Below are 19019 nucleotides of genomic sequence, written 5' to 3' on the forward strand. Positions count from 1 at the left end.
GACGATGGAGTCTTGAAGGGAGCAATGACTGAAATGGAAAGCCTGGTTATCCGTCGTGCCAGCGCACTTGATGCGCCGGCGGTGTTGAACCTCTTTGATGAAGTAATTGCCTGGTTCGTCGGCATGGGCAATGTGGGGCAGTGGGGCAGTGAACCATGGTCACAGTCACCTCGGCAGATTGAGCGGGTGACGGAAGCCTGTACGCTACCTGAGGCGTGGGTGGCAGAAGATTGCGCAGGCAGGATTTGCGCCGCATTGGTCCTGGGCGAGGCCATGCCCTATGTGCCTTGTGCTAGCGCGCCGGAGATCTATGTGAGAATGCTGATTGCCTCGCGTGATACACGGGTTCGCGGAGTGGGTCGGCGTCTGTTGGCCTTTGCCGATGAACGCGCACGGGCTGTGGGAGTAAGTCGCTTGCGCGTGGACTGCTATGGCGGTGGGAAGAGGGCGCTGGTGCGCTTCTATGAATCCTGCGGGTATGAGCCGATTTCAGCTTTCAGCGTGGATGGCTGGCCAGGTCAGTTGCTGGGGCGTAGTTTGTGACGCGGGCGTTATACCGGCCTATGCATCGACTTCATGTTCATCTTCAACATCCATGAACCGTTGCAGGTCGAGCACATCCAGATTGATCCGGGCGATAAAGGCCGAAAAAGCAAGACCGGCGGCGAGCCGCCGCAGGTCGCTGGCCCAGGCCGGAATAAAGGTTGGCCCCACCAACCAGCCCGACTCAAACAGCGGTGCCAAGTGCAAGGTGTCGCCCAGGCTCAGGCGCCCGGCAAACAAATGCCCGACCAGATCCGGGCGGTTGTCGCGGATCGCTACGCGCAGCAAAGTGTGCACGCCGAGCAGCCCAGTCAGGTACGCGGCATCCTTGGTGAACGCCGAACCACCTCGCACATTGGCGCCACGGAAAATCCGCTGCGTTGAGCGCAAGGACTCTTCCGGCGACTGACCGGCCTTGAGAAAGCCTTCGAACACCTGGATGAAGTCGGCGCCATCGAGCGCTTGCTGCACCGCGAGCACGCGCAAGGCGAGGCGCCGCAAGCGGTTGATATCCATGCTGCCGGTGAGCAGTTCAGCCAGCGTGGCAATGCCTTCTTGTGTCTGGGTGGTGCGTGGCGCCCCCAGGGCCAGGCATTTGAGGTTGGGCTGGCGCGCACCGTTCTGTGCGGTGGCCACGTGCACAAAAGCCTCGTGCTGCAGCAACTGCTGCTTGTCCAGTTCGCTGAACAAGGCACTGGCACGCAGGCGAATGCGGCTTGTCCCGGCAATGGCCTTGGCAGCCAGGCCAGGCTCAAGCTTGATGCTGATCTGGCCTGCACCAAAAAAGCGGTCCAGCTCCGGTTGCTGCCAGGCCGCAAACACATCGGCCGGAATGTCGGCAGGGCTGGGGGGAATATGGTTGCCACCCAACAGGGCGTCGGTGGTTTTCAGAAAAAAATGGGCGGCGTCCAGCATGCTCAGCTTTTGCCTGGGGTAGTAAAAGTCCGGGCGTCGGTACAGCGCCGAAGAGTACCGGGTAAATGCCGGGGTACCCATGGCCCCCAACATACGCCCGGCCGTGGCATAGCTGTGCGCGGTCCTGGCGAGAAAACGGCCCGCCGGATGCCCCTGATCGCAATGCTCGACAAAGCTGTCCAGCGCCGCGATGTCGGCGCTGTGTTCGCGCGGCCTGAACTCGACCTTGGGCAATTGCGCCTTGCCGCTACGCCATTGGGCGAGGAAAACCTCCTCACTCCCCTCGGGCCACGCCAGAGCATCGAGTACGCGGATCTTGCGGGCCAAACCGGGCAATGCGGCATCGAGTTCAGATAGCGACAGGGCACTCATGGCATTCACCTTGAGAGTCGAAGATTCATCGTACCAGCTTAGCCCCTGCCGGGGCGTGGAGCGTCGTAGTCCGGCCGGACGATGACGCCCGTGGGCATCGACCTATCCTGTGGGCGATCCCTCCCCAGCGACAGGAGTACCACTGATGGCCATTACCCTGGACGACATTCTCGAGATCGAGCAAATCAAGCAGCTCAAGTACCGCTACTTTCGCGCGGTTGACTGCCATGACTGGGCGGCACTGGAGGAGTGCCTGGCTGAAGACCTGACCACCGCCCTGGATAGCGGCAAATACAGCTTCAACAGCCGGGCGGCCTTTATTGGAGGGCTCAAGGCGATTCTCGACCGCCCCACGTTTCTGTGCAAACACCAGGGGCATCATCCCCAGATCGAGATCCTGGGGCCGGACACGGCCCGCGGCACCTGGTACCTGGAAGATCACGCTATCGACCTTGAGGGCGACTGGATGCTGCACGGTACCGCCTTGTACCAGGACGAGTACGTCAAGCGTGACGGGCGCTGGATAATCGTTGTGACAGGCTACCGGCGCATCTTTGAAACCGTGACGTCACCGATTCCCGCACAGCTCAAGGTTACCGCCAACCTGTTTGACCAGCGCTAAAGGCGATACTGACTGGTGGGCAGCACGTCGATCTTGTCGAAATCGATAAAGCGCGCACAGCTGTCCATCATGATCGCCAGGTTGCGCTGGAATTTTGCCTCATCGCCGACCGCGTCAAAGAAGGCCAGCGGATCGGTCATCGCCGCGGGCGGGAAGCACTCTTCGACGATGGCGTCGATGGGCGGGGCGCCGTGGGTCAGCACTTGTACCACCAGATTCTGCACGTACTGGAAGTTGTCCTGGGTATCGATGGCCACTGCCGTGTGGTGGTTGCGCCAGATGTCCAGCCAGGCGTGCGGGGTCAGGCGAGGAGGGCGAGTCAGCAGGGCGATCTGCGCGAAACCGTAGGTCCGTTCGCCGGGCGCGCAGGGAAAGCGCGTGTTGCGAATGGCTTCAGACTCACACACCAGATAGGCCGCCATACGGGCCGTTGCCTCCAGGATGAGCGTGTCAAACGGATGCCTGGCACTGGCATTGGCGCTGTCCAGCCACAGCGACAGGCTGGCATCCGGCAGAGGCCGGTTGTTCTCCTGGCGCAAACCTGCCGCGGGGGTGACGTCGGTGTCGGCCAGGTTCAGTTGCAGCCTTTGGGCACCCAGGGCCTGCAGTTGCGCGGCAAGTTCGTTGCGCAGTTGCCGGGCGAAGGTTTCGCGCGGGGTCTGCGTGTCGCGCCAGAGCAGGTAGATGACTTTTTCCATGGCGATCAAGTTCCTTCGCAGTTGTTCAATGAACGGGCGGGGTATCGACTCGAAGCCATGCTGGGGTCAAAGCAAATTAACGGAATCCTCCGAACAGACTACTGAAGCGGCGATTGGCTGACGCCTGCCCAAACGCATCGCTACAGCTAGTCCCAACAGACGATCAGCATTCGCTCGCGGCTCGATAGACTCAACTCACCCCAATTGCGAGGTCTGCCGAATGAGCCTGGAACAACGCATTGCCCACCTGGAGGCGCTCGACGCCATTCGCCAGCTCAAGCACCGCTATTTCAATGCCTGTGACCTGAAGCAAGTGGCGGTAATCCGCGACTGCTTTGCCGAAGGCGAGATCCTGATCGACTACGGCCCGGTAGGAATCTTTCGCGATCGCGACAGCTTCGTGGCGCTCTATCAGCAACTGGCTTGCCAGGACCGGGTGATTGACCTGCACCACGGCGCCAACCCGGAAATTCAATTGACCAGTGACGACGAAGCCCAGGGGCGCTGGGCACTGTACTACTTCAACCTGGATGGCGAGAGCGGCGCCACGCGGCAACTGGGTGGCATTTACCTGGATCGTTACCGGCGCATCGATGGGCAGTGGAAGTTGATCGAGACCTGCTTCAGCGCCCATTCCGTGGTGGTGGGACAGGCAGGTGCCTAAACGGCTGTACCTCCCCCCTGAGTAGCTAAGCTTGGTCTATTGCCAGTAACTGCTACCCACATCGTGAAAGGAGGTGTTTGAGATGCAACTCATCACGTTGAAAATCGACAAGCCGGAAGCGACGAACTTCATTTTGGGCCAGACGCACTTCATCAAGTCCGTCGAGGACATCCATGAAGCGTTGGTAAATACCGTGCCGGGTATCGCGTTTGGCTTGGCCTTTTGTGAAGCGTCCGGCAAATGCCTGGTGCGCTGGTCCGGCACCGACACCGCGATGATCGAACTTGCCCGGAAAAACGCACAAGCCATCGCTGCTGGCCATAGCTTCATCATTTTTCTCGGCGACGGTTTCTATCCGCTGAACGTGTTGAACACCGTCAAGATGGTTCCGGAGGTGTGCCGGATTTTTTGTGCAACCGCCAATCCCACGGAGGTGATCCTCGCCGAGACGGAACAGGGGCGCGCAATCCTGGGCGTAGTGGATGGCTTCTGTGCCGGTGGCATTGAAGGCGACGAAGACATTCTGTGGCGCAAGGGCTTGTTGCGACAGATCGGCTACAAGTTGTGAATGAAGAGCGGGCAGGGTGGGTACACGGAGGATGTGATGAACAAATGGGCGATGTCGACTGTTCATAAGAGATCCAAACACCAGTCACGGTTTGGCTTTCGTACAGTTTTGATCCCGCGGGGCAAGTGCTTATGCCATGCGCCGCAACGCCACGGCCATGGCCCCGCCGAGTACCGCCATGCCCAGCAGCAGTGCCGGGAACGACAGCCACCAGGGCATGCCGGCGGTCATCACGCTAAACTCCGACATACCTCCGATGCTGGCCAGCAGGTTCAACGGCAGGAACACCACATTGATCAGCGTCAGATTGCGCAGGGCGTGATTCATGCCGTTGTTGGCCAGGTTGCCGCGGGCCTCGATGAGATTGGTGAAGACCTGGGCGTGGATCTTCGCCTGCTGGTAGCTCTGCTCGTTTTCGATGATCAGGTCGTTGAGCGCCTCCAGCTGGTCGGGCCCGAAGCCGTGCTTCTGGCCATGGCTGCGCAGCAGCGCCAGCACGGCACCGTTGCTCTGAATCGCATTGACGTAATAGACCAGGCTCTCGCTCAAGCTGTACATCTGCACCAGGTGCTGGTTGTCCATGGTCCGGCCGAACTGCAGCTGGATCTCGCGGGCCACCTGCTTGACGATCCGCAGGTGGCCCAGGTAGTGATGCACGCTCTCGGCCAGCATCGCCATCAGCACTTCCAACGGCGTGCTCATGCCGGCCTGAAGGTCCACCCTGGCGAGCAGCGAGTTGCTGGAACAGATCACCACCAGGCGTCTTTCGCTGAGCACAACGCCGAACGACGACACGTTGAACACCCGCCCGTCGAAGCTTTCCGGGCGCTTCCAGATCAGGAACAGGTGGTCGGGCTTGATCTCGATGCGCGCCACTTCATCTGGGTCCAGAGAGGATTCCAGAGCCTGGGCGCCAACCCCTAGGCGCTCGCACAGCCGGGACTGCTCGGCCGCGTCCGGCGCAACGCACAGCCAGACGCTGGCCTGTTCCTCGGGAGCCTCAAGGAGGGCACCGTTTTCGGTGCGAAAGCATTCGATCATCGCCTACCACGCCTGGCCTAGGTGTTTGCGTTCGAGCCTCTGCACGAAGGCCTGCAGCACGCGCCGGTAAAGCTCGTCGCCCAGCACGGCGTCTTCGGTGCCGGCATCGAGGTTGGGGTTGTCGTTGACTTCGATGACCAGCACGCGGTCGCCGGTTTGCTTCAGGTCCACCCCGTACAGCCCATGGCCGATGAGCCGGGCGGTGTCGACGGCCAGCTTCACCACCTCGGGCGGCGCCTGCTCCACCGGGACCGCGCGGCACTGGCCGTTGACTTCGCCGGCCTGGGCCTTGTGGTTGTAGATCTGCCAGTGTCCCTTGGACATGAAGTACTGGCAGGCGTACAGCGCCTCTCCATTGAGTACGCCGATGCGCCAGTCGTATTCGGTGTAGCAGTACTCCTGAGCCAATAACAGCACCGAGTGCTCGAACAGCTCCTGTGCCGCCGACACCAGTGCCTGGGCATCGGCGACTTTGATCACACCCTTCGAGAAGCAGCCGTCGGGGATCTTCAGCACCAGCGGGAAACCTAAGCGGCGGCCCACTAGTTCGAGCTCCTGCGGCCGGTCCTTGTAAAGGATCTCCGTCGCCGGCGCGCCCAGGCTGTGGCGTTTGAGCAGGTCGGCCAGATAGACCTTGTTGGTGCAGCGCAGTATGGAAGAGGGATCATCGATCACCACCAACCCTTCGCTTTCGGCCTTCTTGGCGAATCGGTAGGTGTGGTCGTCCACCCGTGTGGTTTCGCGGATGAACAACGCGTCGAACTCGGCCAGGCGCGCGTAGTCCTTCTTCTCGATCAGGTCGACGTCGATGCCGAGCTGTCTGCCGTTCTCGATGAACTGCTCCAGCGCCCGGGCGTTGGACGGCGGCAGCGCTTCTGCCGGGTCATGCAGGATCGCCAGGTCGAAGCGCGCCAGGCGTTTGGAGGCGGGCTGGCGCCAGATGCGGCGGTTGAAAGCGTCCAGGGCGTCGGCGAAGAAGTGCTGCTGCTCATCGCGCAGCTTGTGCAGGGTACCGGCCTTGATGCCGGCGATTTGCCAGACATCTGCGCGGCGGAATTCCACTAGCAGGATGGGGCAGGGGAACGACTCGAACAGCTGGCGGCCGATCTCTTGCAGGGGCTCGATGGCGGTACGGCCGAAGTAAAGGGTGAGGGTGAAGGCTTCAGTGCTGCCATAGGGATGGTTGGCCAGGGCCCGCTCCAGAGTGCGCTCCAGGTCGTCAAGCCCCACGCCGTAAAGGGACTTGCGGGTCAGTTCGCTGATCGTGCGTACCGACGGGAGCACCTTGTGTCCGCGTGCCTCGGCGAGCAAGGAGCAGTAGTAGCCCTGACCCAGGTACTTGTAGTTGCGGCACAGGTTGATCACCTGCGTGCGCCCGGCCACGTCGTCGCTGTGTTCGAGGTAGTCCTGGGCAAGCATCAAGCTCTCGCTGGGCAGGTAGCTCGCCCAATCTTCCTTGCGTTCCACCAGTATCAGCAACCGGCTACCGGCGCGAAGTTTACTGGGTGGCTCCTCGTTAAGGGTTATTGTGGAAACTTCGGTTTTGGCCAATACTTCGGCCACGTTGGCTTGCACCGCTGACATGAGTATTCGATCCCTGTTGAAGAAGATGCCCCTTCAATAAATCACGGGTTTTCCGACCTGTCCCGGTTCGTTACTCAAACATTACGGTGTTGCCATGGTTTTTGATTTTCGCTTTGCATCGGTGGCCGATATCGATGCGCTGGTCGCCCTGGAGCAGGACTGTTTCACCCTCGATCGCCTGAGCACGCGCAGTTTCAACTGGATGGTGCGACGTGCCAACGCCTGTCTGATTGTCGCCGAGCAGCAGGGGAAACTGGCAGGCTACGCGCTGCTGCTGTTCCACCGCGGCACTTCACTGGCACGCCTGTACTCGATTGCCGTAAGCCCAGCCTGGCGCGGGCATGGCCTGGGCCAGCGGCTGCTGGAACAGGCTCAGGCCAGCGCGCTGCAGCGCAATTGCGCCTGGCTTCGCCTTGAGGTGCGTACCGACAACCCGGCGGCCGTCAGTCTGTACGAGAGCAATGGCTATCAACGCTTCGCCGTGGTCGACGATTACTACGAAGACCACAGCCAGGCGCTGCGCTATGAAAAGCGTATCCTGCGCAATGCGCCGGCGCCTGCCCGGCAAGTCCCGTACTACGCGCAAACCACCGAGTTCACCTGCGGAGCGGCCTGCCTGCTGATGGCCATGGCCGCTATCGAGCGCGGCCGGTCACTGCTGCGGACCGAAGAAATCCAGCTCTGGCGTGAGGCGACGACCATCTTCATGACCGCCGGCCACGGCGGTTGCAGCCCGCAGGGTCTTGCTCTCGCGGCCTGGCGTCGGGGGTTCGAGGTGCGCATGGTGCTCAGCCAGGCCGACTCGCTGTTTCTCGATGGCGTGCGCAGCGCGCAAAAAAAAGCCGTCATGAAGCTCGTGGAGGACGGTTTTGTCGAGGCGCTGAGTGAGACCGACGTGCAACAGGTCCTGGCGCCCGGCCTTGATGTGCGTTCGGCGCTGCAGGCGGGGTTCAGGCCGCTCGTGCTGATTAGCAGCTACCGCTTCACGCGTCTCAAGGCACCGCACTGGATCTTGGTGACTGGCTGCGATGATGAGTTCGTGTACCTGCATGACCCCGATGTGGACCACAGCCGCCACCGTCGCAGTCTGGATTGCCAACACCTGCCGGTGAGCCATGCCGAGTTCGCGCGCATCAGCAGTTTCGGCAGGCAGCGGGTGAGGGCCGCCGTGTTGTTGCGCGGGCGTGGCTAATGCCAGCCAGTCAAGTGTTCATCACTGATTGAGACTCTCGGTACGGCTGACAGCTACCTGCCGCCCGCGCTCCAGGTCGACCCCGGCCAGTATCAGCAGGCCGACGACGAAATAGCTACCAGTAATCAGCATCGCCAGGCGGTGATCGCCTGCGGACAGCCAACTGGTCAGGCCGTAAGTCATGGGGCCGAGGATTGCCGACAGTTTGACCGCCAGCCCCCAGAGGCCGAAGAACTCCGCCAGCCGTGTCGGCGGCGCAAGCAGGCCGACTATCGCCCGTCCGGCCGATTGGCTGGCGCCCATGCACAGGCCGGCAAGGTTGGCGGCCAGCCAGAACAGCCCGGGGCCGCGCGCGACCCAGACCAGAGCGACCATGCCGAGCCAGCCCAGCAGGGTCAGCGCCAGGGTAGCGCGATGGCCGAGGCGGTCCTGCAGCCAACCGAACAGCACCGCACCGATGGAGGCCGTGATATTCACCACTAGGATCAGCAGCAGCGTGTCTTGGGTACTGAAGCCCATGACCTGATTGGCATAGATGGCAGCCAGGGTGATCACGGCCGAGATACCGGCCTGGTAGCAGACCGTGCAGGCAAGAAAGCGCAGCAGGTCGCGATAGCGCCCGGCTTCGCGTAGCGTCTGCGCGAAGCGCGCCAGCACCGCTTGCGCGATAGGCATGTCGCCGCACACGGGCTGCGGCTGGCTGCGCTCGCGCAGGAACAGGAAGGTCGGCAGGCTGGCGACGGCGAACAAGGACGCGGTGATCAGCATGCACACCGGCACGAACTGCGCCGCAGTCTGGCCCTGCGCCTGGGCCCAGCTGACGAAGGCCAGGCAGGCGCCCAGGCTGAACAGGCCACCGATATAGCCGAACCCCCAGCCCCAGCCGGACACCTTGCCCAAGGCCTCCACACGGGCGAGTTCGGGCAGGAAGGCGGCGATCAGGTTTTCGCCGCTGCCGAAACAGAAGTTGGATAGCACGATGAAAAGAATCGCGACACCGAGTTCCCCGGGTCCTGCCAGCGCGAGTCCAGCGGTAAATACGACACAACCGACCGTACTGAACAGCAGCAGGCGTTTCTTGCAGGCGAAGGCGTCGGCATAGGCGCCAACCAGCGGCGCGCTCAGGATGATCAGGGCGTAAGAGAGGGCTATGGCGCTGGTCCAGGCCAGCGTACCCCAGGCTTCGCCTTTGGCGACCACGGCGACGAAGTAGGCGTTGAACACGGCGGTGATCACCACCGTCGTGTAACCGGAGTTGGCGAAATCAAACATCGCCCAGGCCCAGATTTCTCGGCGTGTCACTCCGGGGGCAAGGCTGGTTGGCATGGCGATCCCTCTACAGGGCTGTGGCGAGGATAAAGCCCTCGCCACAGGTGCAATGTTCGTCTCAACGTCCTTAACCGACTGGTATTGAGCCTAGCCCTGGCCCACCCTTCCTGCGAGCGTATAATGGTAATTGGCAAGGATTTATACGCAAAGTTTCCTGTCATGAGGGGCCGCCGATGTCTCGTCCGCCTCCAGACCCCCGCGCCGTTCCCCATTACGATGGGGGCGCGGAAAAATTGCTCGAAATTGTCCAGCGCACCGTGGTCGAGCTGCACCCGCAAGCGGCAGAAGGGTTGCACGTTACCTTGCACAGCGTGCTGGACCGGGACCTGGGCGTAGACAGCCTGGCTCGAGTCGAACTGTGGTCGCGTATCGAGCACGAATTCGGTGTGCGCTTGCCAGAACACCTGTTCGCCTCGGCGGACACCCCCGCCGATGTACTGCGCGTGCTGCACAGCCGTCATGGCGCCGTGGCCGTCCGTCCGTTGCCCGCCAGCGACGCTGGCGAAGCCCTGACAGCAGCAGCAGGGCAGACGCCGGACGCCGCGCGGACCCTGATCGAGGTACTGGACTGGCATGTGCGTCATCAGCCGCAGCATCTCCACGTGCGCCTGCTAGGTGAACGTGACCAGCAGGAAGCGATCAGCTATGGCGCCTTGCACCAGGGCGCCCTGGCCGTTGCCGCAGGGCTGCAACGCAGTGGCTTGCGGGCCGGTCAGACCGTGGCCCTGATGCTGCCCACAGGCCGCGACTTTCTCCAGGGTTTTCTCGGCATCCTGTTGGCCGGTGGGGTGCCGGTGCCCATCTACCCACCGCTGCGCCTGTCGCAGATAGAGGAGCATCTGCGCCGCCAGGCCGGCATCCTGCACAACGCCGAGGCCAAAGTGCTGATTACCGTGACGCAAGCGAAGCTGCTCGCCCGCCTGCTCCGGCCGCAGGTCCCGAGCCTGGTCCGTATCGCCAGCGTGGCCGAGTTGATGGGTGAGGGGGGCGAGTGCGTCACACCGTTGCGGCAACCGGGTGACATCGCCTTCCTGCAGTACACCTCGGGTAGCACTGGCCAGCCCAAGGGCGTGATGGTCAGCCATGCCAATCTGCTGGCCAATCTGCGCGCCATGGGCAGGGCGCTGAAGGTGGGCCCGCAGGACGTGTTCGTCAGCTGGCTTCCCATGTACCACGACATGGGCTTGATCGGTGCCTGGCTGGGCAGCCTGTATTACGGCTACAACCTGGTGCTGATGTCACCGCTGGCTTTCCTGGCACGGCCGGAGCGTTGGCTATGGGCCATCGATAGCTTGCGCGGCACCTTGTCGGCGGCGCCCAATTTCGCCTACGAACTGTGCCTGAACAAACTCGCTGACAGTGACCTCGAGGGCCTGAACCTGAGCAGCTGGCGCCTGGCCTTCAACGGTGCCGAACCGGTCAGCCCGGATACCTTGCAGCGCTTTACCGAGCGCTTCGTACGCTACGGCCTGGCGCCCACGGCGTTGACGCCTGTCTATGGGTTGGCCGAGGCCACGTTGGGCGTGGCCTTTCCTCCCTTGGACCGAGGGCCGCTGATCGACCGGGTGCAGCGAGAGGCGTTCCAGACCCGTGGCACTGCACTGCCCGCCGAAGCGGACGCCAGCGCAACGCTGCGCTTTGTCTCCAGCGGCCGGCCGTTGCCGGGGCATCAGATTCGCATCGTCGATGGTCGCGGGGTCGAACTCCCCGAGCGCAGCGAAGGTCACCTGCAGTTCAGTGGGCCATCTACCACCGGAGGCTATTACCGTAACCCCGAAGAGACCCGCCGGGTGTTGCGCGATGGCTGGATCGACTCGCTCGACTTCGCCTACATGGCCGCTGGTGAGGTCTACCTGACCGGCCGCGCCAAGGATCTGATCATCCGGGCCGGGCGCAACATCTACCCCTACGATGTCGAAGCGGCGGTCGGCAACTTGCCCGGTCTGCGCAAAGGCTGCATTGCGGTGTTCGGCAGTCCTGACCCGGCCACCGGCACCGAGCGCCTGGTGGTGCTGGCCGAAAGCTACGAGAAGGAAGCTGCCGCGCGGCAACGCCTGCAGCAGGAGGTCAACCGCATCGTGGTCGACCTCACCGGAGTGTCGCCCGACGATATCGTGCTGGCACCGCCGCATAGCGTACTGAAAACCTCCAGCGGCAAAATTCGCCGTGCTGCCAGTCGTGAACTGTATGAGCGCGGTGAAGTAGGCCGGCCACACCTCGCTGTGTGGCGCCAGTTGCTGCGCCTGGTGCTGCAGGCCGTACGCGGGCATTTCAGTCGCAGTTGGCGGAGCGGCCGCACGGCGCTATATGCCGCTTACATCTGGCTGCTGTTCTGGCTGGTCACCCCACTGACCTGGCTGGGCGTCGCGCTCCTGCCGCGCCAGCGTTGGTGCCGCAGCTTTACCCGCGCGGCCGCACGGCTGTTCGTGTGGTTGACGGGTGTGCCGTTCAGCGTCACGGGGCTGGAGCACCTGCCTGAGTCTGGGGCGAGCGTACTGGCCGTAAACCATGCCAGCTACCTCGACGGTGTCATTCTCTGCGCGGTCCTGCCGCCGCGATTCAGCTTCGTTGCCAAGCGCGAACTGGCTGGACAGTGGGTCGCCGGCCGGTTCCTGCGCAAGCTCGGTGCCCGCTTCGTCGAACGCTTCGACCTGCAGCGCAGCGCTGCGGACACCGGGCCCCTGGCCGAGGCGCTAGAGGCTGGCCAGCCGCTGGTGTTCTTTCCCGAGGGAACCTTCACCCGCGAGCCGGGCTTGCGAACGTTCCACATGGGCGCCTTCGTGCTCGCCGCGCGTACCGGCGTGCCGCTGCTGCCGGTCGCAATCCGCGGCACGCGCAGGGTGCTGCGTGACGGTCAGTGGTTCCCGCGTTACGGTGCAATCCACGTCAACGTCTGCTCCCCGCTGTTGGCGCAAGGGCCGGACTGGACGGCGGCAATCAAGCTGCGGGATACGACGATAGCGATGCTGCTAGAGCATCTGGATGAATCGGAACGCGCCCAGCGCGCAGGATAGGCGACTACTTTGCTGTCGTCGTCTGTCCAGAGCCGGTTATAGCGTGGCACACGTCAAAAGCTAAACTGGATTGGATCAATCATCACCGACACAAGCTGACCAGGGCGGCTGCAGGTGCCGAGCAATAGCACACTCCAACACCCTGGCCACCACCTGATCAGGTCCAACGAGCCTCTGGACAGCCAACACCGTGACGGTTGCTAGCCCCAGTATTGGCGGCTTCAGTTTTGCGCGGTTTTTTCACCGGCTTCCAGTTTCACTGTCTCTTCCAGGGTGAAGCGCCCCAGCGGGTTTTGCAGGAAGTTCTGGATATTGCTGCGCGAAATATTGATGTAGGGGCTGTAGTACAGATCGATCCAATGGACATCCTGTTTGGCCTGTTTCTGTAGTGCCTGGTAAATCTGCTTGCGTTTGCTCGGGTCGATCTCCACCCGGGCCGCGGCCACCAGGTCCTTGACCTTGTCGTTGTGGTAGCGGGTCATGTAGTTCATGTTGGTGTCGTGACCGAGCACAAAGGTGGTCTTCTGGTCCGGGTCCAGCACGTCGTTGGTCCAGTACATCACCGACAGGTCGTAATCGCCATCGACCAGCATCTGCCAGCTCTGGGTCGGGTCGACCTTCTGCAGGTTGGCGGTGATGCCGACATCGGCCAACTGCTTCTGCACCAGCACGGCGATCTGCTCGTCGGCCTCGTTGCCGGCGTTGACGACATAGTTGACCTTGAGCCCCTCGGCGCCAGCCTTCTTCAGCAGCTCGCGGGCCTTGGCCGGGTCGAAGGGGCGTTGTAGGTTGTTGGCGTTGTGATAGAGCGCGCCCTTGGGAATGTACGAATAGGCCACGTCGCCGTGGCCGAAGGTCACGGTGTCCACCAGGGCCTTCTTGTCGATCGCCAGGTCGATAGCCTCGCGCACCTCGACCTGGCCCAGCAACCCCTTCTCGTGGTTGATCAGCAGGTGGTCCTCACGGGTCGACGGGTCGATGTGAATGGTCAGGCTCGGGTCCTTGCGCAGGGTATCGACACGGGAGAAGGGCACGAAGATCGCCGAGTCCAGTTCGCCGGCCTGGACCTTGAGCATGCGGGTGTTGTCGTCGGGGATGGAGATCCACTCGACGCCATCCAGGCTGACCTTGTCGGCCTCCCAGAAGTGCGGGTTCTTTTCCAGGATCACCCGGTCACCGCGCAGCCACTCCTTGACCTTGAAGGCACCGGAGGTCACCGGCTCCTGGGCGTAGGCGTCTTCGCCGATCGCATCCATGGCCTTTTTCGACAGGATCGAGACGTTGGCGGTGGCCAGTTGCGAGAGGAACGGCACCGACTTGCTCTTCAGGGTCACCACCAGGGTGCGCTCGTCCGGGGCGTCGGCCTTGTCGATGATCTTGTAGGAGTCGGCCCACAGCGAGCCGGGGTTGTCGCGGATGCGCAGCAGGGAGAACGCCGCATCGCCGGCGCTCAGTGGCGAGCCATCGGAGAACTTGGCTTCGCGGATCTTGAAGGTGTAGGTCAGGCCGTCGTCGGAGACCTTCCAGCTTTCGGCCAGGCCCGGGACCAGCCGGGTGCCGCTGTTGTCGACCCGGATCAGCACGTCGTAGACGTTGGCGAAGACCCAGCTGTCGCGGTTCTGTGCGCTCTTGATCGGGTCGAAGGTGGTGCTCTCCTCACGGCAGCCGATGGTCAGCACGCCGGCTGCCAGGGTTGTGCCGGTGGCCAGGGTGCTGGCGGCCAGGACGGCGGCGGTGAGTAGCTTCAATGCTGTGGGTTTCATGCTCAAGCTCCGTTTGATGGTCATGGTTGTTGTGTCAGTACGGCGGTCGCGGATGGATGCAGGCATGGCGCCGGGCACCCTGTGAGTGGCTGGGCGGCGCGGTTTCGCTGCAGGTGGGCAGCGCCTGCGGGCAGCGTGGGTGGAAGGCGCAACCCGACGGCAGGTGCAGCGGGCTAGGTGGCTCGCCGGCCAGGGGGCGTTCTGGCAGGCGGCGGGCCGGGTCGATGTCGGCGATCGACTGGATCAGCGCGGCGGTGTAGGGGTGATGGGGCGCGTCGAACACCTCGTCCACCGGGCCTTCCTCGACGATCTGCCCCAGGTACATCACCGCCACCCGGTCGCACAACCGGCGCACCACGCCCAGGTCGTGGGTGATGAACAGCAACGCCAGGCCCATGCGTTCGCGCAGCGTCAGCAGCAGGTTGATGATCTGCCCCTGGATCGACACGTCCAGGGCGGCGACGCATTCGTCGGCGACGATCAGCCGCGGCTCGATGGCCAGGGCTCGGGCGATGCCGACCCGTTGGCACTGGCCGCCGCTGAGCGAGCCGGGCTTGCGTGCGGCCAGCCCGGGGTGCAGGCCGACCAGCTCGAGCAGTTCGTCGACCCGCGCCGGGATCCGCCCGGCGGGCACCTTGCGCTGCACCTGCAGGACTTCGGCGAGGATCTGGCCGATGCGCTGGCCTGGATTGAGCGCGCTGTACGGGTCCTGGAAGATCATCGCAGTCTCGCGGCGCAGGCGGGCGATATCGACCTTGCGGCCCTGGGTCATGTCGATGCCGTCGAACAGCACCTGCCCGGCGGTGACCGGGTTCAGTTGCAGGATGGCCCGGGCCAGGGTGCTCTTGCCGCAGCCCGATTCGCCCACCAGGCCGAGGGTCTGGCCGGCGGCGAGAGTCAACGAGGCGCCGTTGACCGCGTTGACTTTGCGCGGGCGCAGGCCGAACAGGCCGCCGCCGGCGGCGCAAAACTGTACATGCAGGTCCTTGACCTGCAACAGCGTGGTCATGACAGGCCTGCAGCCAGCAGCGGGGTGTGGCAGGCCAGGCGGTGGCCGGGGCCGCTCTCACGCAGCTCCGGCAGCTGCTCCCGGCATAGCGGCAGGGCCTGGGCGCAGCGCGGCTCGAAGCGACAGCCCGGGGGCAGGGCATCGAGCAGGGGCGGTTGCCCGGCAATGGTAGTCATCAGCCGCACCTGGCGTTGCGCCGCGGGGTGGCAGGCCAGCAGCCCGGCACTGTACGGATGGCGTGGATGGGCCAGCAACTGGTGCTTGGCGCCGTGCTCGCAGAGACGTCCGGCGTACATCACGGCGATGCTGTCGCAGGTCTGCGCCACCACCCCCAGGTCGTGGCTGATCAGGATCATCGACAAGCCGCGACGGTCACGCAGCTCCAGCAGCAGGCGCAGGATCTGTGCCTGCACGGTGACGTCCAGGGCCGTGGTCGGCTCGTCGGCGATCAGCACTTTCGGGTTGCAGCCCAGGGCCACGGCGATCATCGCCCGCTGGCGCATGCCGCCGGAAAACTCGTGAGGGTAGTTGTCCACCCGGGCTTTCGGATCGGGAATGCCGACCTGGCGCAGCACTTCGATGGCCTCGGCCCGAGCCTCGCGGCGCGAGGCGCCCTGGTGCAGGCGGATGCCCTCGGCGATCTGCTCGCCGATGCGCATCAGCGGGTCCAGGTGGCTGCTGGGGTTCTGGAAGATCATGCCCAGCTCGCGTCCGCGTAGGCGGCGCATGCCGGCCTCGTCCAGTTGCAGCAGGTCGTGGCCCGCCAGGTGCACGGACTTGCCCTCGATCCGCAGGTTCGGCGAGGGCAGCAGGCGCATGAGGGCACGGCAGGCCAGGGTCTTGCCCGAGCCGCTTTCGCCCACCAGACCGAGGATCTCGCCCTGGCCAAGGTCGAAAGACAGGCGCTCGACCAGGGTGATCTCGCGCGGGCCGTTGCGGGCGATCACGCTCAGCTCCCGGACCTGCAGCAGCGGTGTGCTCATGAGCGGTCTCCAAGGCGTTCGGCGACGCCATCGGCCAGCAGGCTGAAGCCCATGGCCAGGGTCACCACGGCCAGGCCGGGGAAGGTGCAGATCCACCAGGCGATGGTGATGAAGCTCTGGCCCTCGGCCACCATCGAGCCCCACTCAGGGGTCGGTGGCTGCACGCCAAGGCCCAGGTAGCTGACGGCGGCGCCGTTGAGCAGCACCAGTACCGCGTCCGACATGCAGAACACAACCGAGCCGAACAGGGCATTGGGCAACAGGTGGCCGAACAGCGTGCGCCGGTGGCTGAAGCCCAGGCTTCTGGCGGCCAGGGCGAAGTCGCTTTCCTTGAGCACGAGGATCTGTGAGCGGATCAGCCGTGCATAGGACACCCAGCCGACCAGGGCCATGGCGATATAGAAGCTGCCAAGGCCCGGGCCGAGAATGGCCATGATCGCCAGCATCAGCACCAGGAAGGGGAAGGCCAGGACGATGTCGATCAGGCGCATGCAGGCGTTGTCCAGCAAGCCGCCGATGTAGCCGGAAATGGCGCCGATGCAGGTGCCCAGCAGGAACGGGAAGATCACCCCGATCAGGGCCATCTGCAAGTCGGTGCGCGCGCCCCAGATCACCCGCGACAGCACGTCGCGGCCGAAATTGTCGGTGCCGAAGGGGTGCGCCAGGCTGGGGGCGGCCAGGCGCAGCTCGCCGTACTGCATCAGCGGGTCGAACGGGGCGATCCATGGTGCGCACAGCGCCAGCAGGCACCAGCCGAGGACGATGGCGAGGCCGCAGTACAGGGTCAGGCGACCGTTGCGCAGGTTCCAGTCCAGGCGCCAGCGGAGGGAAAGCGTGGGGCTGGGACTGTGGCTCATTGGATCTTCACCCGCGGATCGAGGGCGGTGGTCGCCACGTCGGCGATGAAGTTCACCGCGACCGTGGCACAGGCCAGCACCATGGCCACGCCCTGGACCACCATGTAGTCGCGGGTGAAGATGCCGCGCACCAGCAACTGGCCGATGCCGGGCAGGGAGAACAGGCTTTCGATCACCACGGTGCCGCTGATCAGCCAGCCGATGTTGACCGCCAGCAGGTTGATCGTCGGCACCATGGAGTTGGGCAAGATGTGCCGCCGCAGCAGCGCGCCTTCGCCAAGGCCGCGGGCGCGGGCCGCGGTGACGTGGTCGGCCTGCATCTCCAGCAGGATGCTGGCCCGCAGGTTGCGCACCAGTACCGCCGAGAGCGCCAGGGCGATGGTCAGGCAGGGCAGCACCAGGTGATGCAGCTTGTCGGCCCAGGTCCGGCCATAACCGGACACCGGGAACAGCCCCCAGTGCACGCTGAACAGCAGGATCAGCATCAGGCCCAGCCAGAAGGCCGGCAGGCCCAGGCCGGCGGTGGTGAACAGGCGGATCAGGTTGTCGGTCCAGCCGCCCTTGTTGCGGGCGGCGAGAATGGCTAGCGGCACGGCGATGAGCAGCGCCAGCAGCACGCTGCCGAGCACCAGCATCAGGGTGGGCTCGATGCGGCTGGCGATCAGGGGCAGGGCGTCGATCTTGTACAGCAACGATTTGCCCAGGTCGCCGTTGAGCAGGTTCTTCAGGAAGTACAGGTACTGCACCCAGATCGGCTCGTCCAGGCCAAACTGGGCACGGATCTTCTGAATCGCATCCGGAGTGCTGCGCGCACCCAGCAGCACCCGCGCCGGATCGCCCGGAATCGAACGGACCAGCACGAAGGTGATGATGCTGATACCCAGCAGCACCGGCAGCAGCTGCAACGGACGGATCAGGACGAACCGGTAGCGTGCCAGGTTCATTGATCAGCCCCGGTTGCGCTGCAGGAAATCCAGCAACACCGGGAAGTAGGCTTGCGGCTCTTCGTAGAACGGCATGTGACTGCTGTTGGGGAACACGTGCAGCTCGGCCCGGTCATGCAGTGCCAGTTTCATGCGCAGGGCGCAGGCCGGGGACAGTTCGTCGTGCTGGCCGGTGGTGATCAGGACCGGCATTTGGAACTCGCGCATTTGCTCCAGGCGGTTCCAGTCCTTGAGGTTGCCGATATAGAGGAATTCGTTGGGCCCCTGCATGGTGGTGTAGGGGCCCATGTTCCAGTCGCCCAGCGAGCGTTTGACCGGCGCCGGCCAGTCGTCGAGGCGGCACACGTGACGGTAGTTGAGCAGGGTGATGGCTGCCTGGTACTGGGGATGGTCGAGATTCCCCTGGGCCTCGTAGCGCTGCATCATCGCCACGGTTTCGCTGCCCAGGGCACTGCGCAGGCGTTCCAGCTCGCTGATCAGGTGCGGGATGTCGCCGACGGTGTTTTCCAGAATGAGGCTTTTCAGCGACTGCGGATGGTGGATGGCGTATTCGATCGCCAGCCAGCCGCCCCAGGAGTGCCCCAGCATGTGCACCCGGCCCAGGTCCAGGGCCTGGCGGACCTGCTCGACCTCGGCCACGTAGCGGGTGATGTTCCACAGGCTGTCGTCGTCGGGGCGGTCGGAGGCGCCGGTCCCCAACTGGTCGAAGGCGACCACGCGGATGCCCTTGTCCTTGAGCCAGGCATGGGCATCGCGAAGGTAGTCGCAGGGCAGGCCCGGCCCGCCGTTGAGGCACAGCAGTACCTCGTCCCCTTCGCCAAAGCTGTACACCACGAGATTGTGGCCATCGACCGATACGTTGAACTGCTGGTCAGGTTGCATCTCACGCCACATCGCTACTCTCCTGTTGGCCATGGCTTA

The 19019-nt window shown here is 63.9% G+C and carries 17 protein-coding genes; 6 read left to right on the forward strand and 11 right to left on the reverse strand.

Annotation, left to right across the window (positions count from 1 at the left end; all coding sequences use genetic code 11):
- Window positions 1-24: 24 nt before the first annotated feature.
- Window positions 25-543: a GNAT family N-acetyltransferase gene (locus LOY45_RS13215; protein WP_233674378.1), complete on the forward strand. Its 519-nt coding sequence runs from the start codon at window positions 25-27 to the stop codon at window positions 541-543.
- A gap of 18 nt (window positions 544-561) precedes the next feature.
- Here LOY45_RS13215 and LOY45_RS13220 read toward each other — a convergent pair whose 3' ends face one another.
- A complete protein-coding gene (locus LOY45_RS13220) occupies window positions 562-1830 on the reverse strand; it encodes a peptidase MATCAP family protein (protein WP_258579273.1) in 1269 nt (422 codons plus the stop codon).
- 145 nt (window positions 1831-1975) lie between these two features.
- Between LOY45_RS13220 and LOY45_RS13225 the strand changes: the two genes are divergently transcribed.
- Window positions 1976-2452 (forward strand): nuclear transport factor 2 family protein, encoded by a 477-nt coding sequence (locus LOY45_RS13225; RefSeq protein ID WP_115089582.1) that lies wholly within the window; start codon window positions 1976-1978, stop codon window positions 2450-2452.
- On the opposite strand, the gene LOY45_RS13230 is transcribed toward LOY45_RS13225, so the two are convergent.
- Window positions 2449-3150, reverse strand: a complete 702-nt coding sequence (locus LOY45_RS13230; protein WP_115089583.1) for an EthD domain-containing protein — start codon at window positions 3148-3150, stop codon at window positions 2449-2451. The two genes, LOY45_RS13225 and LOY45_RS13230, sit on opposite strands and share 4 nt — an antisense overlap.
- A gap of 220 nt (window positions 3151-3370) precedes the next feature.
- Between LOY45_RS13230 and LOY45_RS13235 the strand changes: the two genes are divergently transcribed.
- Window positions 3371-3814, forward strand: coding sequence for a nuclear transport factor 2 family protein (locus LOY45_RS13235; protein ID WP_258579274.1), 444 nt, complete (start codon window positions 3371-3373; stop codon window positions 3812-3814).
- Between the two features lie 82 nt (window positions 3815-3896).
- The gene (locus tag LOY45_RS13240) at window positions 3897-4382 is read left to right on the forward strand and encodes an adenosine-specific kinase (RefSeq protein ID WP_258579275.1); all 486 of its coding nucleotides are present in this window, start codon (window positions 3897-3899) and stop codon (window positions 4380-4382) included.
- Window positions 4383-4511: 129 nt separating this feature from the next.
- Here the strand turns inward: LOY45_RS13240 and LOY45_RS13245 are convergent, their stop codons facing one another.
- Both LOY45_RS13245 and LOY45_RS13250 read right to left on the reverse strand, forming a co-directional pair.
- The gene (locus tag LOY45_RS13245; protein ID WP_115089586.1) at window positions 4512-5423 is read right to left on the reverse strand and encodes a magnesium transporter CorA family protein; all 912 of its coding nucleotides are present in this window, start codon (window positions 5421-5423) and stop codon (window positions 4512-4514) included.
- Between the two features lie 3 nt (window positions 5424-5426).
- On the reverse strand, window positions 5427-7007 hold the full coding sequence (locus LOY45_RS13250; RefSeq protein ID WP_115089587.1) for a RimK family protein: 1581 nt from the start codon (window positions 7005-7007) through the stop codon (window positions 5427-5429).
- Between the two features lie 94 nt (window positions 7008-7101).
- Between LOY45_RS13250 and LOY45_RS13255 the strand changes: the two genes are divergently transcribed.
- Window positions 7102-8199 carry a GNAT family N-acetyltransferase/peptidase C39 family protein gene (locus LOY45_RS13255; RefSeq protein ID WP_134062692.1) on the forward strand — a complete coding sequence of 366 codons (1098 nt, stop codon included), beginning with the start codon at window positions 7102-7104 and terminating at the stop codon, window positions 8197-8199.
- A gap of 21 nt (window positions 8200-8220) precedes the next feature.
- Here the strand turns inward: LOY45_RS13255 and LOY45_RS13260 are convergent, their stop codons facing one another.
- Complete coding sequence (locus LOY45_RS13260; protein WP_134062694.1) at window positions 8221-9525, reverse strand: MFS transporter; 1305 nt, start codon at window positions 9523-9525, stop codon at window positions 8221-8223.
- A gap of 176 nt (window positions 9526-9701) precedes the next feature.
- Here LOY45_RS13260 and LOY45_RS13265 point away from each other — a divergent pair, with 176 nt between their 5' ends.
- Window positions 9702-12542 (forward strand): AMP-binding protein, encoded by a 2841-nt coding sequence (locus LOY45_RS13265; protein WP_258579276.1) that lies wholly within the window; start codon window positions 9702-9704, stop codon window positions 12540-12542.
- A 221-nt stretch (window positions 12543-12763) separates the two neighbouring features.
- Here LOY45_RS13265 and LOY45_RS13270 read toward each other — a convergent pair whose 3' ends face one another.
- Genes LOY45_RS13270 through LOY45_RS13295 form a run of 6 tightly spaced genes read right to left on the reverse strand, consistent with a single transcriptional unit; the run spans window position 12764 to window position 18992 of the window.
- Window positions 12764-14305: an ABC transporter substrate-binding protein gene (locus tag LOY45_RS13270; RefSeq protein ID WP_258579277.1), complete on the reverse strand. Its 1542-nt coding sequence runs from the start codon at window positions 14303-14305 to the stop codon at window positions 12764-12766.
- Window positions 14306-14339: 34 nt separating this feature from the next.
- A complete protein-coding gene (locus LOY45_RS13275; RefSeq protein WP_258579278.1) occupies window positions 14340-15314 on the reverse strand; it encodes an ABC transporter ATP-binding protein in 975 nt (324 codons plus the stop codon).
- A complete protein-coding gene (locus tag LOY45_RS13280; RefSeq protein ID WP_115089593.1) occupies window positions 15311-16297 on the reverse strand; it encodes an ABC transporter ATP-binding protein in 987 nt (328 codons plus the stop codon). Before LOY45_RS13280 ends, LOY45_RS13275 begins: the two co-directional genes overlap by 4 nt.
- Window positions 16294-17154 carry an ABC transporter permease gene (locus LOY45_RS13285; protein ID WP_258579279.1) on the reverse strand — a complete coding sequence of 287 codons (861 nt, stop codon included), beginning with the start codon at window positions 17152-17154 and terminating at the stop codon, window positions 16294-16296. Before LOY45_RS13285 ends, LOY45_RS13280 begins: the two co-directional genes overlap by 4 nt.
- Window positions 17151-18098: an ABC transporter permease gene (locus LOY45_RS13290; RefSeq protein WP_134062702.1), complete on the reverse strand. Its 948-nt coding sequence runs from the start codon at window positions 18096-18098 to the stop codon at window positions 17151-17153. Before LOY45_RS13290 ends, LOY45_RS13285 begins: the two co-directional genes overlap by 4 nt.
- A gap of 3 nt (window positions 18099-18101) precedes the next feature.
- Window positions 18102-18992, reverse strand: coding sequence for a proline iminopeptidase-family hydrolase (locus tag LOY45_RS13295; RefSeq protein WP_258579280.1), 891 nt, complete (start codon window positions 18990-18992; stop codon window positions 18102-18104).
- Between the last annotated feature and the right edge of the window lie 27 nt (window positions 18993-19019).

It is taken from the genome of Pseudomonas wadenswilerensis (assembly GCF_024749185.1).
In the GTDB taxonomy this organism is placed as follows: Bacteria; Pseudomonadota; Gammaproteobacteria; order Pseudomonadales; family Pseudomonadaceae; genus Aquipseudomonas; species Aquipseudomonas wadenswilerensis.

Bases quoted from the DNA above. Each gene is read 5' to 3' on its own strand.
- LOY45_RS13265 (WP_258579276.1), top strand. From the start codon at position 9,702: ATGTCTCGTCCGCCTCCAGACCCCCGCGCCGTTCCCCATTACGATGGG.
- LOY45_RS13220 (WP_258579273.1), bottom strand. From the start codon at position 1,830: ATGAGTGCCCTGTCGCTATCTGAACTCGATGCCGCATTGCCCGGTTTG.
- LOY45_RS13215 (WP_233674378.1), top strand. From the start codon at position 25: ATGACTGAAATGGAAAGCCTGGTTATCCGTCGTGCCAGCGCACTTGAT.
- LOY45_RS13270 (WP_258579277.1), bottom strand. From the start codon at position 14,305: ATGAAACCCACAGCATTGAAGCTACTCACCGCCGCCGTCCTGGCCGCC.
- LOY45_RS13240 (WP_258579275.1), top strand. From the start codon at position 3,897: ATGCAACTCATCACGTTGAAAATCGACAAGCCGGAAGCGACGAACTTC.
- LOY45_RS13255 (WP_134062692.1), top strand. From the start codon at position 7,102: ATGGTTTTTGATTTTCGCTTTGCATCGGTGGCCGATATCGATGCGCTG.
- LOY45_RS13285 (WP_258579279.1), bottom strand. From the start codon at position 17,154: ATGAGCCACAGTCCCAGCCCCACGCTTTCCCTCCGCTGGCGCCTGGAC.
- LOY45_RS13290 (WP_134062702.1), bottom strand. From the start codon at position 18,098: ATGAACCTGGCACGCTACCGGTTCGTCCTGATCCGTCCGTTGCAGCTG.
- LOY45_RS13275 (WP_258579278.1), bottom strand. From the start codon at position 15,314: ATGACCACGCTGTTGCAGGTCAAGGACCTGCATGTACAGTTTTGCGCC.
- LOY45_RS13235 (WP_258579274.1), top strand. From the start codon at position 3,371: ATGAGCCTGGAACAACGCATTGCCCACCTGGAGGCGCTCGACGCCATT.
- LOY45_RS13225 (WP_115089582.1), top strand. From the start codon at position 1,976: ATGGCCATTACCCTGGACGACATTCTCGAGATCGAGCAAATCAAGCAG.
- LOY45_RS13295 (WP_258579280.1), bottom strand. From the start codon at position 18,992: ATGTGGCGTGAGATGCAACCTGACCAGCAGTTCAACGTATCGGTCGAT.
- LOY45_RS13230 (WP_115089583.1), bottom strand. From the start codon at position 3,150: ATGGAAAAAGTCATCTACCTGCTCTGGCGCGACACGCAGACCCCGCGC.
- LOY45_RS13260 (WP_134062694.1), bottom strand. From the start codon at position 9,525: ATGCCAACCAGCCTTGCCCCCGGAGTGACACGCCGAGAAATCTGGGCC.
- LOY45_RS13250 (WP_115089587.1), bottom strand. From the start codon at position 7,007: ATGTCAGCGGTGCAAGCCAACGTGGCCGAAGTATTGGCCAAAACCGAA.
- LOY45_RS13245 (WP_115089586.1), bottom strand. From the start codon at position 5,423: ATGATCGAATGCTTTCGCACCGAAAACGGTGCCCTCCTTGAGGCTCCC.
- LOY45_RS13280 (WP_115089593.1), bottom strand. From the start codon at position 16,297: ATGAGCACACCGCTGCTGCAGGTCCGGGAGCTGAGCGTGATCGCCCGC.